The sequence below is a fragment of the Candidatus Omnitrophota bacterium genome, from assembly GCA_030688425.1.
Classification (GTDB): Bacteria; Omnitrophota; Gorgyraeia; order Zapsychrales; family JANLHA01; genus JAUYIB01.
Genome location: JAUYIB010000021.1, coordinates 187,149 through 203,546, shown reverse-complemented (window position 1 = coordinate 203,546; position 16,398 = coordinate 187,149). Strand labels below are relative to the sequence as shown.

The 16,398-nt window shown below is 54.9% G+C and carries 17 protein-coding genes; all 17 read left to right on the top strand.

Translation table 11 applies throughout. The features are described 5' to 3' along the window. Window positions 1–118: 118 nt before the first annotated feature. Window positions 119–367, top strand: coding sequence for a hypothetical protein (locus Q8Q08_09630; GenBank protein MDP2654278.1), 249 nt, complete (start codon window positions 119–121; stop codon window positions 365–367). A 125-nt stretch (window positions 368–492) separates the two neighbouring features. After that, window positions 493–1,251, top strand: coding sequence for a 5'/3'-nucleotidase SurE (gene surE, locus Q8Q08_09625; GenBank protein MDP2654277.1), 759 nt, complete (start codon window positions 493–495; stop codon window positions 1,249–1,251). Window positions 1,252–1,265: 14 nt separating this feature from the next. Next, window positions 1,266–2,303, top strand: a complete 1,038-nt coding sequence (locus tag Q8Q08_09620) for a M28 family peptidase (protein MDP2654276.1) — start codon at window positions 1,266–1,268, stop codon at window positions 2,301–2,303. A 172-nt stretch (window positions 2,304–2,475) separates the two neighbouring features. Then, complete coding sequence (locus Q8Q08_09615) at window positions 2,476–3,543, top strand: response regulator (GenBank protein ID MDP2654275.1); 1,068 nt, start codon at window positions 2,476–2,478, stop codon at window positions 3,541–3,543. A 125-nt stretch (window positions 3,544–3,668) separates the two neighbouring features. Next, window positions 3,669–5,954, top strand: a complete 2,286-nt coding sequence (locus Q8Q08_09610; GenBank protein MDP2654274.1) for a response regulator — start codon at window positions 3,669–3,671, stop codon at window positions 5,952–5,954. 13 nt (window positions 5,955–5,967) lie between these two features. Then, window positions 5,968–6,375: a response regulator gene (locus Q8Q08_09605; GenBank protein ID MDP2654273.1), complete on the top strand. Its 408-nt coding sequence runs from the start codon at window positions 5,968–5,970 to the stop codon at window positions 6,373–6,375. 11 nt (window positions 6,376–6,386) lie between these two features. Continuing rightward, window positions 6,387–6,974, top strand: a complete 588-nt coding sequence (locus Q8Q08_09600) for a chemotaxis protein CheX (GenBank protein ID MDP2654272.1) — start codon at window positions 6,387–6,389, stop codon at window positions 6,972–6,974. Window positions 6,975–7,028: 54 nt separating this feature from the next. Next, the gene (locus tag Q8Q08_09595) at window positions 7,029–7,388 is read left to right on the top strand and encodes an Hpt domain-containing protein (GenBank protein MDP2654271.1); all 360 of its coding nucleotides are present in this window, start codon (window positions 7,029–7,031) and stop codon (window positions 7,386–7,388) included. 12 nt (window positions 7,389–7,400) lie between these two features. Then, on the top strand, window positions 7,401–7,754 hold the full coding sequence (locus Q8Q08_09590) for an Hpt domain-containing protein (GenBank protein MDP2654270.1): 354 nt from the start codon (window positions 7,401–7,403) through the stop codon (window positions 7,752–7,754). Window positions 7,755–7,779: 25 nt separating this feature from the next. Then, window positions 7,780–8,178 carry a response regulator gene (locus Q8Q08_09585; GenBank protein ID MDP2654269.1) on the top strand — a complete coding sequence of 133 codons (399 nt, stop codon included), beginning with the start codon at window positions 7,780–7,782 and terminating at the stop codon, window positions 8,176–8,178. A gap of 117 nt (window positions 8,179–8,295) precedes the next feature. Beyond that, window positions 8,296–9,588, top strand: a complete 1,293-nt coding sequence (locus Q8Q08_09580) for a citrate synthase (GenBank protein ID MDP2654268.1) — start codon at window positions 8,296–8,298, stop codon at window positions 9,586–9,588. A gap of 82 nt (window positions 9,589–9,670) precedes the next feature. Next, window positions 9,671–11,122 carry a leucyl aminopeptidase gene (locus tag Q8Q08_09575; protein ID MDP2654267.1) on the top strand — a complete coding sequence of 484 codons (1,452 nt, stop codon included), beginning with the start codon at window positions 9,671–9,673 and terminating at the stop codon, window positions 11,120–11,122. Window positions 11,123–11,133: 11 nt separating this feature from the next. Next, entirely contained in the window at window positions 11,134–12,621 is a 1,488-nt protein-coding gene (locus Q8Q08_09570; protein ID MDP2654266.1) for a nodulation protein NfeD, read from the top strand. Window position 12,622: 1 nt separating this feature from the next. Continuing rightward, a complete protein-coding gene (locus tag Q8Q08_09565) occupies window positions 12,623–13,372 on the top strand; it encodes a slipin family protein (GenBank protein ID MDP2654265.1) in 750 nt (249 codons plus the stop codon). A 26-nt stretch (window positions 13,373–13,398) separates the two neighbouring features. Then, window positions 13,399–14,790 carry a class II fumarate hydratase gene (fumC, locus tag Q8Q08_09560; protein MDP2654264.1) on the top strand — a complete coding sequence of 464 codons (1,392 nt, stop codon included), beginning with the start codon at window positions 13,399–13,401 and terminating at the stop codon, window positions 14,788–14,790. 40 nt (window positions 14,791–14,830) lie between these two features. Then, a complete protein-coding gene (ald, locus tag Q8Q08_09555; protein ID MDP2654263.1) occupies window positions 14,831–15,946 on the top strand; it encodes an alanine dehydrogenase in 1,116 nt (371 codons plus the stop codon). Continuing rightward, window positions 15,947–16,336: a PilZ domain-containing protein gene (locus tag Q8Q08_09550; protein MDP2654262.1), complete on the top strand. Its 390-nt coding sequence runs from the start codon at window positions 15,947–15,949 to the stop codon at window positions 16,334–16,336. The last annotated feature ends 62 nt before the right edge of the window (window positions 16,337–16,398 follow it).

Sequence of the window (16,398 nt, the reverse complement as noted above, 5' to 3'; positions counted from 1 at the left end):
TGAAGCGATTCTGTCAGGAAAATAGGCCTTGACAGGTCTCATGGGGCAATGTTACCATGCCCATCAAATAAGTTATTTGGCGACGTATTTCTATGATTAAAAACCATCCACTCAACAGTTGAAGACCGTCATGGCCCCTCTCCGAAACGAACTTGAACTGCGCTGCCAATGCAGTCGCCTGCTTTTTAAGAAATTGAACAAAACCCTGGAAATCAAATGCCCCCGGTGCAAGGAAATTCACGCCTTTTCATTGGCTGATTTGGCAGCATTTCTGGAAGCGGGCAATTTTTGCGCGTTGCATAATTTGTCTTCCCAAGCTGCCGGCTCCCCCAAAGCTTCCCAAAGCACCAAAAGCAATAACGGCTAATCCGGATGGTCTCCTTTGGGCCGACGGCAAAGAAGCCCATGGCCCCAAACGGATCCGGAAAGCATACATCCTTCTTCGGTTGTTTCCACGCGAATTTGTCTTATAATAAATCGAGCAGGAACTCTATGCATATCTTAGTAACAAATGACGACGGCATTTACGCAGACGGGATCTACGCGCTTTGCCGGGAGCTCAAAAAAATCGGGCGGGTGACCGTGGTGGCGCCGGATTCTGAGCGCAGCTCAGTGGGCCACGGCATCACACTTTCGAATCCTATCCTGTTTCGAAAAGTGAACCGGAAGGGCCGGTTTTTCGGATACGGCATCAGCGGGACCCCGGCGGACTGCGTCAAATTCGGTGTCCGGGTCGTGCTGAAGCGCAAACCGGACATTCTTGTGTCCGGGATCAACCTCGGGGCCAATGACGGCTACAGTGTGTTCTATTCCGGAACGGTTGCCGGCGCCAGGGAGGGAGCGCTCCTGGGAATCCCATCGATGGCCGTATCCCTCGCAACGTTTAAGGAACCGGATTTCCGCTACGCCGCTCGAATCGGCGCTAAAATTGCCAAACGCATCGGACAACATCCCTTGCGTACCGGGACATTCCTGAACGTGAATGTGCCTTCGATCCCCCTGTCGAAAATCCGGGGGGTCCGGATCACCCGCCAAGGGCTGGTTCCGATCCATGGTGATTTTTCCAAGAGGGTGGACCCCAATCTGCGCGCCTATTACTGGATGACCGGGAAAGCGCCGAAGCATAAAAACGACATGGCCTATGACACCTACGCTCTCAACCGGAATTATGTGACGGTTTCTCCCATCCATTGCGACATGACCGATGCTGCCGCGCTGAAGGAATGCGCGGGGTGGCATCTTCGCAAATAACCCGCAGGAGGCCCATGCGGTTTCCTCAGGATCTCGGCAAAAAATTATTGTCCCGCGCCTCCGCCATTCTGGTGGTGGGACTCCTTGTCCTGGCCACAACCCGCGGGTGGCAGCCCTCCCTTAAAAATCCCCCGCCTTTGACGCACAGCCAGATAGATTCCATGGCCCGTTTGCAAAAAAGCGTCCGCCATTTTTCTGTGGCCATTGGCAACCGTAATTACCGGTCAATAGCAAGTCTGGACCGAACCGCGGAGGATATCGCGAAGGCGCTGCGCGCCTTGGGGTACCAGGTCGAGATATTCCCTTACCAGACACTCGGGATGACGTTTAAAAATATTCTTGCAACAGATCCACTCAGAAGTCCGGAACTTCCCCGCATCCTGGTCTCCGCGCATTATGACACCTGTTTCAACCCCGGCGCGGACGACAATGCCAGCGGGGTGGCCGGGATGCTGGAACTGGCGCGTCTGGTCAAGGACCAGGACCTGCCTGCCAACGTTCAATTCGCGGCATTTGTTAATGAAGAACCGCCTTTTTTCAGGACAGAACACATGGGCAGCCGGGTGTTTTTGAAGGATCACAAAGAGCGGGTCAAAGGGCTGTCCGGGGTCATCACGCTGGAGATGATCGGATATTTCTCTGACAGGCCGTTTTCTCAGGAATATTATCCGCTTCTGGGGCCCTTTTATCCCAACCGCGCCGATTTTATCACGGTGATCGGGAATTATGCGTCCCGGGATCTTCTGGGACGCGTTAAAAAATCCTTCCAGGCCCATCGCCAGATCACGGTCGCTTCAATCATTGCTCCCGAATTTCTCCCAGGAGTGACCTACTCTGACCACTGGTCGTTCTGGCGGGAGGGGATACCGGCGGTCATGGTCACGGACACGGCGTTCATGCGAAATCCACATTACCATAAACTTTCCGATTTGCCGGAAACGCTGGACTACGAACGTATGGCCCGAGTGATTCACGGACTCCACAAGGCCATATTAGACTTTAACTCTGCTAAGATAAATACGCCCAACAGTATTTCTACAGAGAGCGATTAGAAGGGCTGCCCCAACCGTGCCACGGGGCAGGGCGGCCACGGTTAATTCGCTCAGCGCATTTGCGTCGTCCCTGCGGGGACTCCTCAAATGATAAGCTCATTAAAATAACGCCGTTTCGGCTGGCTTAATTCTATTATTTTTATTATACTTATTGAGACAATCGAGAAATTCCATGATCTCGCAAGAACAAATCCTCAATGCCCGTATTCTGATCATCGATGATCAGAAGCTTCATGCCCGCTATCTTCAAAAAGTCTTGGAAGATGCCGGATATCGGAGCGTCCGCACAGAAAACGACCCCCTCAAGGCCCTGCCGGTGATCCATGAACTTCAACCGGACCTGATCATTCTCGACCTGGACATGCCCCAATTGGACGGATTTCAAATCATTGAGCATCTGAACGAATTCCGCAGGAATAATTATCTTCCCATTTTGGCGGTTTCGCCGGAAACCAGCGCGGAGGGCCGTTTAAAAGCACTCCAATCCGGCGCGACGGACATTGTTGTCCAGCCCTTTGAGGTGGTTGAGATCGTGATCCGGATCCGGAACATGATCGAAATGCGGATTTTGCACATGCAGGTCCAAGACCAGAATAAAATTCTGGAATCCAAAGTCCAGGAGAGGACCAAAGAGCTGAGGGTAACCCAACTGGACATTATCCGCCGGCTGGCCCAGGCCGCGGAATTCCGCGACAACGACACGGGCGTGCATATCATCCGGATGAGCCAGTTCTGCGCCAAGTTGGGGGAGGCGATCGGCCTGGACGACACCCAATGCGAGCTGTTGCTGAACGCCAGCCCTCTCCACGATATCGGGAAAATCGGCATCCCTGACAGCATCCTGCTGAAGCCGGGAAAATTGACGCCGGAAGAGTATGAGGTGATGAAAACGCATACCACTATGGGCGCCAGGCTCCTGTCCGGCAGCGATTCGCCCCTGATGAAAATGGCCCAGACCATCGCGCTAACGCATCATGAAAAATGGGACGGGACCGGGTATCCGCAAAAGCTTAAAGGGGAGGATATCCCCCTGCTCGGACAGCTTTGCAGCGTGTGCGACGTTTACGACGCTTTGACCGCGGCACGACCCTACAAAAGGGCCTGGTCATCGGAAGAAGCCGTTGCAGAGCTGGTCACCCAGAAAGACAAGCATTTTAACCCTGTGATGGTGGACCGCTTTCTGGAAATCCTTCCTGAAATCGAAAAAATCCGGGGCAAATACAAAGATGAAGCGTCGTGATTTGGCTTCAAACCCCAGGAAAAGAAATAAAAAAGCAGGCCTAAATATATTGTTTCTGGCTTTAAAATGCGAGGAAGTGATGTTATAGTATATTCGCCAATGAGTTAGGAACATCCTTAAAGCCGATGGAACCCAAAAAACCCAACCCTAACGCCAGGATTCCTGTGCTGGATTTTTCCGAAGGCACGGAAATGGTTTCGGATTTTTCCCGCGAAGCCCAGCGGCATCTCATTTCCGCCCGCAATTCCCTCCTGATTCTTGAAAGCGTCCCCTCGGACCGGGAAGCGATCGAGAATATTTTCAAGACATTTCACACCATCAAGGGGCTTTCAGACTTCTTGCGGCTCCAGGACATCCACGCCCTCACCATGGCAGCCGAACTGATGATGGACATGATGCGCAAGAACAGCCTGACATTTGAAGGTCTCCCCGGACGGCTGGTCGTCCAGGCGATCGAAAGCCTGCAAAAATTGCTCGAATTGCTGGATGAACAGCTCACCAATAACGGCGTGCTGAAGAGCCCCTACCACGACACCTCGGACCTGGTTACCGCGATCCAGGAAATCACCAGCAAAAAAACGGTTCCTCCCAGCAACCCGTCCGCTGTCACGAAGGTCCTGCCGACGATCAGTTTTGAGCCGGATCTGTCCGTGTGCCTGACCCTTGAAGAAAAACTCAAGGCAGCGGCCCAGGACGTAGTCGTTGATAAAAAACTGCTTAAAGAGTTGATCCGCGAATTCCAGATTACATCCAAGGAGCTCAGGGAAGTCCAGAGCAAGCTTCACGAGCGCCAGCGGGAATTGATCAAGGAGCGGGAGTTGGCGATCAAGCTGACCCAGCAGGCCCAGTCCGAGGCCAGGGCCAAGAGCGAGTATCTCGCCAACATGTCGCACGAGATCCGGACCTTGATCAACGCCATCCTCGGATTTACTGAGCTTCTACGGGAAAGTGCGCTGAACAGCAAACAGAAGGAGCACTTGAACACCATTATCCTGAGCGGACGGATGCTCCTGGAAATCGTCAACGACATCCTGGACTACTCCAAGGTCGAGGCGGGCAAACTTCAACTTGAAAATATTGAATTCAATCTCGACCATATTGTGGAGGACGTCTTTACGATCATCCGGACACGGTTGTCCGGGAAGCCCATCAACCTGTATTTTTCCGTTGACGAAAATCTCCCCCGTCAGCTGATGGGGGACCCGACCCGGTTAAAACAAGTCTTCATCAATCTTCTTGAAAATGCGATCAAATTCACCGAGAAAGGGGAAATCGGGCTGAGCGTGCGGCCGGCGGCCGCCAAGCGCGCCGACGCACAGGCGGCGATCACATTCGCGGTCAAGGACACCGGGATAGGGATCCCGTCCGACCGCAAGCAGGCGATCTTCGAATCCTTTACCCAGGCGGACGCTTCAACGACACGGCTCTACGGAGGGACCGGGCTCGGGTTGACGTTGTGTAAAAATTTTGTTGAAAAGATGGGCGGGAAAATTCAGGTTGAGTCCGACCTGGGAAAAGGGAGCGAGTTCATTTTCACCATCCCGTTCCACTTGGGGCCGACCTTGCACAAAAAGGACGAACACGCCCCGGCCGTTGCCGCCCTGCAGAAAAAGGAAACCCTGATCGTTGACGGGCATGAGCGTTCGGCGGCGATCCTGACATCTCTCTGCCAGGGCCTGGGGTTGACCACGCTGCCAACGGCCCAAAACGCCAAGCAGGCCACGGAATTGCTCCTCCAGTACAAAGACGAGAAAAAAACATTGCCTCACATCATGTTCATTGACGTGTTCCCGGCCGAAAAGGACGGGTTCATGCTGGCTTACAAGATCAAGCAGCAGGACCGTTACCGAAGCATCAAGCTCATCGCCGTCTCATCGGACGTCCGCGTTGACGGGTCGGAAGATTTCCGGCAAGCCGGATTCGATGATTTTTTACCCCGGCCGTTCATTCGGAAGGAACTGACGACCGTTCTTTTAAGGGTCCTGGGCGCGGAAGCCAAAGAGCAACGCGTTTTGAGCAAAGACGCCATTCAAAAAATTTCCTGCGAGGGGATCCGCGTCCTGGTGGTCGAGGACAGTTTACCCAACCAGGAACTCCTGAAAGTCCATTTTGAGACATTAGGATGCGTCTGCGATTACGCCTCCAATGGCCAGGAGGCCATCGAAAAAATCAAGACGGCGTCTTACGACATCTGTTTTATGGACCTGCAGATGCCGATCATGGGAGGGGTTGAGGCCACGCGGATCATCCGCAGCGAGCTCAAAAACAAGATGCCGATCATCGCCTTGACCGCGGCCGAGGCAGAGGAAGAAAAAGAAAAATGCCTGAACGTCGGGATGAACGATTATCTGCCCAAACCGTTCGATCTTGGTCAGTTGAAGGAAAAGATCATTTGCAGCGTGAAGATGTAAGGCGGCGGGACCTATGGCGGACGATAAATCGAAAAATAAAATTCTTGTGGTGGATGACTCCGACCTGGAACGGGAATTGTTGATTGAAGTGCTCAAGGGCGCCGGCGTCACCAACGAATTCTTGAGCGCGCGCAACGGGGAAGAGGCCATCGAGGTCCTGGGGACCCGATTCAAGGAAATCGCCCTTATCCTTCTGGACTGGCAGATGCCAGAGATGTCCGGGATGGAATTCATGGAGGCCGTGGTCAAAGTTCCGGTCGTTTCCAAAACCGCCATTATTATGGTGTCCGCTTCCGGGACAGATGAAAACAAAAAAAAGGCCAAAGAAGTCAATCCCAACCTCATCGGGTACATTGTGAAACCCTATACCCCGGAATCGTTGCTGGCCGTTATCCGGCCGTTCGTTAAGCTAAAACCATAGAAAGGGCCGCCATGATCTTTGGACGCAAACAAAATCCTGACCTGGAAAAATTTGCGGAAATATTTCAGACAAGCATCGTCGGTCTCTTCGGAGAAAGGGCCCCGGAGCTGAAATTTTCCAAGCCCCCGGTCAAGGCGAAGATGCCGATCATCGAATACAACGGCAAATTGCGCGCCGACGGGATGGAAAAGTTCGACAACGAGCCGACCTACGTGTCCGCGATCAATTATTACGCCAACACCAAGGACATGGAAAAGAAAAAGGCCCTCGGCACCGTCGTCCTGTATGTCCAGCAGAATTACATCTCGAAACTGGTGCGCATCCTCCAGTATCCGCCCGTTGACGACGAAAGCGATGAGGCCATGCAGGACTCCTGCGGGACGCTGTGCAACATCATCGCCGGCCGTTTCAAGTCGGAGATATCCAACGCGGGGTATATTGAACTGGAGATGTCGCACTTTGTGACGTACCGGAACAGCGCCGTCAGCGGCGTGGATTTTTGCTACAACGAATACGACAAATACGAGATCGTGTTCGAAATCGAGGGCCAGAAACGTCTTGTTGTTGAGTTGAGCATCGGGGTCGTTCCGCGAAAATAATTTTGAAAAGGACCATGCGCGGCCGGCGCAGATCACTTATTGAAAGATATGCTTATGTCCGATACCCAGCCGTCCCAGTCCCGCTTGAACCTGGATATCCGCCAGAGCAGCGCGGCCCTTCAGATCAGCGAGGAAATTTATCTCCGGATCCTCGGCAAGGCGGTCGAGCAGACGACGCGCGATCTGTCGGATTTGGCCACGGCCATTGCCGCCGATGATTATGAAAAGATCCGGGCGATCGGCCACCGGCTCAAGGGCGATTACGACAATATGCGCATCACGGCCTTGTCATCCGTAGCCCGGCAGATGAACGAGATCGCCAAAACGAGCAAGGACAAAACCGCTCTGCAGGGCTGCCTGACCGACCTGCAGACCCTTTTCAACGAACTGAAGGGGCAGGTCAACCCCGCATAACAGGAAACCGCCATGGGTGAAGCCTTTGAACATGATGTGGAAAAAGTGAGCCAGGAATTGCGCATCCGTCCGGAAGTGTACTGCCGGATCCTTTCCAGCTTTTCGCAAACCCTGATGGTCCGCATGCAGTCGTTGAAGGAGGCCGTCGCGGCGAACGACGCGCAAACGATGCGCGTGATCCTGCACGAGATCAAGGGGACGGCCGGGAATCTGCGGCTGGCGCAAATTTCGGCGGCCGAGGCGGTCATGCACGAGGCCGTCCACGCAGGCGAGGACACCGCAAAACTGACCGGGATGTTTGATGTCTTAAACCAGCAGGCGCTTCTTCTCCAGGAATGGGTCAAACAGAAGTTAACGCCCTCTTGAGGGACGGCGAAAATGGAGACCGGCTATGCACAGAATATTGATTGTTGACGACAATTTTGAGAACCGCCAGCTTCTTGCGGAGATCCTCCGGGAAGTGGCCGTCTGTGATTTCGCGGCCAGCGGTAAGGAGGCCATCGAGGCGTACAACCTGTCCCTGCAAAAGGGGGAGCCCTACAGCCTGATCCTTTTGGATATTGAATTGCCGGAAGTCAACGGCCTGGAAATCCTCGAGAAGATCCGGGAGAGCGAGCGCAGTTCCGGCATTGCGTTGGGGGACGGGATCAAGATCATCATCGTGACCGCTTATGAAAAACGTTTTCTGGAGGCCTTCAACCGGGGATGCGACGATTACATCCTGAAACCGATCGATACTTCTGTTCTGCTCACCAAGATCGCTTCCAAACTCGAACAAATGGACGATTAGACGGTCCGCTTTAAAATCCGCGCCCGGATGCGAGGGAGGATTGCAAATCCCCCGCCGTTATAATATAATCTGGAAGCGTTTTAAGGACGGCCCTTAACCCCCCTACCGGAGATGTGTATGACCGAACCAGCCAAATTGACCATCGAAGGAAAGACCTACGACCTGCCGATCGTCATCGGGACGGAAGGCGAGAAAGCCGTCGATATTTCCAAGCTGAGGGCGCAAAGCGGATACATCACCTATGATCCCGGTTACGGGAACACCGGATGCTGCACCAGCGCGATCACATTTCTGGATGGAGAGAAGGGCATCCTTCGCTACCGCGGTTATCCGGTCGAGGAGATCGCCGAACGCTGCACATTCGTGGAAACTTCGCACCTTGTGATATACGGCGAACTGCCCAACGCGGCACAGCTCGAGCACATGTCGCAGTCGTTCACCCGCCACGCGCCACTTCACAAGGACATGATCAAATTTTTCGACGGATACCCTGAAACCACGCATCCCATGGGGATCCTCTCGGCCATGGTTTGCTCGCTGTCGGGATATCACCCCGAGTTGAGCCGGCCGGAACCCACCATGGAGGACATCGATGAGATCGCGGTCCTGTTGTTGTCCAAAGTCCGCACGATCGCGGCGTATGCCTACAAAAAATCCGTCGGTGAGCCCTACATCGCTCCTCGCGACGATTTGAAATATATCCCCAACTTCCTCAACATGATGTTTTCCAAGCCGCGGAAAGAATACAAAATCGATGACACGGTTGTGAGCGCCCTGCGGACCCTGCTCATCCTGCACGCGGACCACGAACAGAATTGCAGCACATCGACCGTGCGCCTGGTCGGCAGTTCCTGGGCCAATCTTTTCGCCTCGGTTTCGGCCGGCGTGTGCGCCCTCTGGGGGCCGCTGCACGGCGGCGCAAACCAGCAGGTCGTTGAAATGCTGGAGCAAATCCATAATGATGGGGGGAATGTCGCGAAGTACGTGGCCAAGGCCAAAGATCCCAACGGCAGTTACCGGCTGATGGGGTTCGGTCACCGGGTTTACAAAAATTATGACCCGCGCGCCAAAATTATCAAGAAGGAAGCGGATGAACTGTTGTCCAAGCTCGACATTCAGGACCCGCTGCTGGACATCGCCAAAAAACTTGAGGAAGTCGCGTTAAAGGACGAGTACTTCGTCCAGCGCAAACTCTACCCGAACGTCGATTTTTACAGCGGCATCATCCTGAAGGCGGTCGGGATCCCGACCACGATGTTCCCGGTCATGTTCGCGATCGGCCGCATGCCGGGATGGATCGCCAATTGGAAAGAAATGAAGGAAGGCTCCGAATCCCGCATCGGCCGCCCGAGACAGATTTATACCGGCCAGGCCAGACGCGATTTTGTCCCCATGGACAAACGGGCCTGAAAATGCCTATCCCGGCCGGGAGTAAAAAGGGAACCCGTTCCCACGTTTTTTTTGATCCAACTACCGCTGAAGGGAGTTTTTCGTGATTCAATTCCGTCCCACCCCCAAACTTGACAAAGGGGCCACCTTGATTTTTGTCTCCCGCGGCCCGTTGTCGGAAAGCCTCAGCCGCATCGCTTCAAAATCCACCCGCGACCAGATCCAAAACGCGGCCAAGGACAGCGGGTTTCAGGGCGATAACGGCGAACTATTCCCGTTGCTCTTGTCCCGCCGGATCGTTCTTTTGGCCGGCACGGGGAAGAAGGAAGAATTCCGTCTTGCGCCGTTCCGCAAGGCCGTGAGAAACGCGATCACCTCCCCATTTTTAAAAAAGACTGCGGATATAGAAATTCTTCCCCACGACCTTGGCGATGACGTGGTCCGGACCATCCTGGAAGGATTTCTCCTCGGGACATACGCCTGGAAGAAATACCTGGCCCCGGACAAAGCCAATCCGGACAGCGCCGCCAAAAAAATTTATTTGGCTGTCCCTGAAAAAAGGATTTATCGCGAGACCATCGCGATTTGCGAAAGCACCAATCTGACCAGAGACCTGATCAACGAAAATGCCGATGTCACAGATTCGGTTTATCTCGAAAAGACCATCCGGCAGATCGTCCGCGGCAGGAAAAAGGTTTCCATCCAAGTTTTGAACAGACGGGACATGAAGGCCAAAGGCCTGAAACTTCATCTCGCCGTGAATCAAGGCAGCCCCAAAGAGCCTAAGCTGATCATCGTCCGGTATAAAGGCGCAGGGGACAAGCAGCCGTATACCGCGCTGGTAGGCAAGGGAATGACGTATGATACCGGCGGCCTGAATCTGAAACCGACCGGGCACATGGAAACCATGCGATGCGACATGAGCGGCGCGGCCGCCGTGATCGGCACCCTGAAAGCGACCCTTGCGCTTGGGCTTAAAAAAAATGTCCTTTTTGCCGTAGCCTTGGCGGAGAACGCCATCGGGCCCGACGCCTACAAGCCGGGAGATGTCTTCACCGGTTACGCGGGAAAATCCGTGGAAATCGGCAATACGGACGCCGAAGGCCGCCTGGTCCTCGCGGACGCCATGTCCTATGTGATCAAAAACTACAAGCCGGCCCGGATCATCGATATCGCCACGCTGACCGGCGCCTGCGTGATCGCGCTGGGATATGATTACAGCGGCCTTGTCTGCAGCGACGACGACTTTGCCCGCCAGATCATCCGGGCCTCGAACGAGACCGATGACCGGGTTTGGCGCTTGCCGTCCTATCCGGAGTTGAAGGACTACGTCAAATCTCCCATTGCGGATTTGAAAAACACCGGGTTGGCCCAAGGCGCCGCCGGCGCCATCACCGCGGCGGAATTCCTCCGCCAATTCACCGAAAACCTTCCCTGGGCGCACCTGGATATCGCCGGCACGGCGTTTGCCGGAGGCAAAGGCCCGCTCCATTTCAGTCACGGAGCCACCGGGGCCGGGGTTCGGGTGCTCACGGAATATCTGCGAACCAGCTGAGAGGTGGTCCTATGAGAAAATTTTTGTCCTTGCCCATCTGTGCGATTTCCCTTGTGTTGTTGTGCGCCGGGAGTCACCTCGCCGCGCTTCCGTCTTCCCCGGTGGTGCATGTCATTGAGCTGAACGACGACACCATCAATCCGGTCACGGCGGAGTATATCTCGCGCTCGATTGACCAGGCCGAGGAAGAGGGGGCGCAGTGCCTGGTTATCAAACTGGACACGCCGGGAGGGCTCCTGAACTCGACACGGACGATCGTTAAGAAGATCCTGTCCGCCAGAATACCGGTCGTGGTCTACATCGCTCCGGACGGTTCCCGGGCAGGGTCCGCCGGGGTCTTTATCACGTATGCCAGCCATATCGCGGCCATGTCGCCGTCCACCAACATCGGCGCCGCCCATCCCGTCCAGATCGGCGAACAAAAAAAAGAGCAGAAGGATGACAATTACTGGGACGGCCTGAAAGAACTGCTGAAAACGATGAATGAGAAGAATGAAGAACGCGAAAAAACTGCTGGGGACAAAGCGGAAGGGAAGCAGGCCAAAAAGGAAGACAGCGCCAAAGAGCAGCAGAAGGAGGAACCTGAAATTGAGGCAGACCCGGACCCGATGAGCAGCAAGATCCTCCAGGACACCGTGGCGTTCGTCAAATCCCTGGCCGAGGAGCGTGACCGCAATGTCGAGTGGGCCATCAAAAGCGTCACCAAAAGCTCGTCGATCACAGCCTCCGAAGCCCTGGAACTGAAAGTCGTTGAGATCATCGCCAGGGATGAAACGGATCTGCTCAACCAGCTGGACGGCCGCAGCGTCAAAGTCGCCGACAAGGACCTTGTCCTCAGGACCAAGGATGCGCCGGTCAAACGGATTCCCATGACATTCCGCCAGAAATTCTTCAATGTCCTGGCCAATCCCAATATCGCGTATATTTTCATGATCCTGGGATTCTACGGCCTGCTGTACGAAGTGACCCATCCCGGTTTCGGCGCGCCGGGCATCCTGGGATTCATTTTCCTGGTGCTTGCGTTTTACAGTATGCAAGCGCTCCCGACCAATTACGCGGCCGTGGCCCTGATCATTCTTGGGCTTGTCCTGCTCGTCGCCGAGGCGTTTGTCCCCGGGTTTGGCCTTCTGACGCTGGCGGGGGTGGGGTGCATGATCCTGGGATCCATGCTTCTTTTTGATTCCAGCCTTCCGATGATGAAAGTTTCCAAGGGGCTGATTTTCTCTCTGACATTGACAACAGCCCTGATCACGACTTTTCTTGTCCAGGCCACGATCCGCGCCCATTCGAGGAAGATCAAAGGCGGGCGGGAAGGCCTTATCGGAGAGAAGGGAGAAGCCAGGACACTCATCGGCACTGAGCAGGAAGGCCGCGTCTTTGTGCATGGAGAGCTCTGGAACGCGGTTTCGGACGAATCGATCCCGGCGGGCGAGAAGGTCACAGTTACCGCCGTTGAAGGACTAACCGTTAAGGTCAAAAAACTTAAGAAAGGAAACTGATATGCCCTTCATGAGCATCGCGATCATCCTGTTCCTGATCTGGTTTTTCAACAGCGTCCGCTTCCTGCGCGAATATGAACGCGCGGTCGTGTTCCGGCTGGGCCGCGTTCTGGAAGCGCCCAAGGGACCCGGCTACACCTTTATCGCCTGGCCGATCGACCAGGCCGTTGTCATCAGCCAGAGGACGATCACCCTGGACGTTCCGCCACAGGACATCATCACCAAAGACAACGTTTCTGCCAAGGTCAACGCGGTTGTTTATTACCGCGTCATGGACCCGACAAAGGCGGTCATTGAAGTCCAGAATTATGAATATGCAACGTCCCAGATGGCGCAGACCACCCTGCGGAGCGTCATCGGGGAAATGGAGCTTGACGATCTGCTGAGCCAGCGCGAAAAAATCAATTCCCAGCTGCAAAGCATCCTGGACCGGCAGACCGATCCCTGGGGGATCAAGGTCGCCAACGTCGAAATCAAGCACGTGGACCTGACGGATGAATTGCGCCGCGCCATGGCCAGACAGGCCGAAGCGGAACGGGAACGCCGGGGCAAGGTCATCGCGGCGGAAGGGGAATTCCAGGCTGCGGCAAAAATCTGCGAGGCCGCCGAAAAAATGCAAAAATCGCCCATGGCGATCCAACTGCGCTATCTCCAGACGCTTGTCGAGATCGGCAAAGAAAACAACACAACCACCATTTTCCCGCTTCCCGTCGATCTTCTCAGGGCCTGGATGGAAGAAAAAAAGGCGTAATTCCGTGAACAACGGAGATAGACACAATGGATGATCGGATTGAAAAGGACACCATGGGCGAGGTGAGGATCCCGGCCGAACGTTATTATGGGGCCCAAACCGCCCGGTCGCTGGCCAACTTCAAGATCGGGAACGAAACCATGCCTGCGGAGCTGATCCGCGCCTTCGGCGTCCTGAAAAAGGCCGCGGCCACCGTGAACAAAGACCTCAACCTCCTGCCCGCGAAAAAAGCGGAGCTGATCGTTAAGGCTGCCGAGGACGTGATTGCCGGCAAGCTGACCGCGGAGTTTCCCCTGGTTGTTTGGCAGACTGGAAGCGGCACCCAGACCAACATGAACGTCAATGAGGTCATCGCCAACCGCGCCATTGAGATGGCCGGCGGGAAGAGGGGGAGCAAAGATCCCATTCATCCCAACGACGACGTCAATATGGGGCAGTCTTCCAACGACACTTTCCCCGCGGCCATGCACATCGCGGCCGTGGAACAGTTGCATTCCAGGTTGATCCCGTCCTTAAGCCAACTCCGGGACTCCTTGTCGGCCAAAAGCAAAGAATTCAAGGATATCATCAAAATCGGAAGAACGCATTTGATGGATGCCACCCCGCTCACCCTTGGGCAGGAGTTTTCCGGCTATGTCCAGCAACTCACCAGCGGAATCGAGCGCATCCAGGCCGTCTTGCCCCGGGTCTGCGAGCTGGCCATCGGGGGGACAGCGGTGGGAACCGGCCTGAACACCCATCCGGAATTTGCCGAGCGAGTTGCCTCGGAGATCAAAAAGGTCACCGGCAACCCGTACACATCGGCCCGCAATAAATTCGAAGCCCTTGCCACCCATGACTCCCTGGTAGAACTGAGCGGCATGCTGCGGACCATCGCGGTGTCCCTGATGAAAATCGCCAACGACATCCGCTGGCTGGGGTCAGGCCCGCGCAGCGGTTTGGGGGAGATCCATCTGCCGGAAAACGAGCCGGGAAGTTCTATCATGCCGGGAAAAGTCAACCCGACCCAATGCGAGGCCATGACCATGGTCTGCGCCCAAGTCATGGGCAATGACACCACCGTGGCCATTGCCGGGTCCCAGGGAAATTTTGAACTCAATGTCTATAAGCCGGTCATCATCTATAATGTCCTACAATCCATCCGCCTTTTGTCCGATGCCATGAACAGCTTCCGCGAAAACTGCGTGGCCGGAATTGAAGCGAATCGCCTGAACATCAAGACAAACCTGGAAAACTCCCTGATGCTCGTAACTGCCTTGAACCCCCACATCGGTTATGACAAGGCCGCGCAAGTGGCCAAAAAGGCGTTCCAGGAAAACAAAACCCTCCGCCAGGCGGTTGTCGAACTCGGCTTTATGACAGGGGAGAAGTTCGACCAGGTTGTCCAACCGGACAAAATGACCGCCCCCCAGCGCTGACACCAAATCCTCAACCAAGGTCCACACCAACCGAGGCCCTATGATCATCGGAGTCCCCAAAGAAACAAAAAACAATGAATACCGTGTGGCCATTGTTCCGGCCGGCGTTGAATCATTGACCAAGCGTGGGCATACGGTGCTTATCGAAACCGACGCAGGGATTGGCAGCGGTTTGTCCGATGACCTCTTCACGGCAGCAGGGGCGTCCATCGCTCCGTCAGCGGCCGGAGTCTTTGCCAGAGCGGATATGGTGGTCAAGATCAAAGAGCCCCTCCCGCAGGAGTATGCGTATCTCAAGCCGGGACAAATTATTTTTACGTATTTTCACTTTTCCGCCAGCCGGGAGCTGACAGAAGAGATGCTCAAGCGCAAGATCATCGCCTTTGCCTATGAGACCCTGCAGGAACCGAACGGCGAACTGCCCTGCCTGACCCCGATGAGCGAGGTTGCGGGACGGATGGCCGTGCATGAGGGAGCCAAATACCTGGAAGAGCCCATGAAAGGACGCGGGATTCTCCTGGGAGGGGTTCCGGGGGTAAGCCCGGCTGAGGTCGTGATTTTGGGGGCCGGGGTTGTGGGGGCCAACGCCTGTAAAATGGCGGCCGGCCTCGGCGCCCGGGTGACCATTTTGGACATTAACCTCAATCGGCTCCGCTATCTGTCCGATATTATGCCGGCCAACGTGCGGACCTTGATGAGCAACACGCATACCGTCCGGGATTCGGTGCTCAAGGCCGATCTTGTCATCAGCAGTGTCCTGATCCGGGGCGCCAAGGCCCCGCAAATCATCGACAGAAAACTTATCGCACAAATGAAACCCGGTGCAGTAATTATAGATGTGGCCATCGACCAGGGAGGATCTCTGGAAACCAGCCGCCCGACCACGCACGACAACCCCACTTACATCGTCGACAATGTGGTCCATTACTGCGTCACCAACATGCCGGGGGCCGTGGCAAGAACCAGCACATATGCCTTGACGAACGCGACATTACCATATATTCTTATGTTAGCCGACAGGGGCTTTCCGAAGTGTTTGGACAATTCCTACGCAATGAAACGCGCCCTGAACATGGTTCAGGGGGATTTGGTGATCAAAGAAGTCGCTGAAACGTTCAATCTGCCCTGCTCGGATTTCCTCAAAGGAGCCGCATAGATGGTCAAGCCGCTGATCGATGAAAGACGCGAGTCAATACGCGCACGAAGGATCCTCAGTATCCAGTTCCGCATGGTCAAATCCAGCCTCAGGGACAGTGATAAATCCTGGCACCTGTCCATGACCAACGATATGAGCGTTTCGGGCCTGTCGTTCTTAAGCGAAGTCCCGTACCATATGGACGATACCCTGGAGCTTCATGTGGTCATGTCCGGGGTCTTAGATATTTTCAAGGGCTATGGGAAAGTGGTACGGGTCGAGAAAAAGGAATCTGCCGCTTTTTACCTGATAGCCGTCAGATTCATTGAAAACAAGCGGGTGACCCACAGGAAGGCCGGCGCGGCCCCGGGCGTACGGATTCACAGGCTCAAAAAGTCCTCTGACAAATAAATTTACGGATTATAAAAAGAAAAACCCCCGGGTTCTCGAGCCCGGGGGTTTTTTATTGGCCA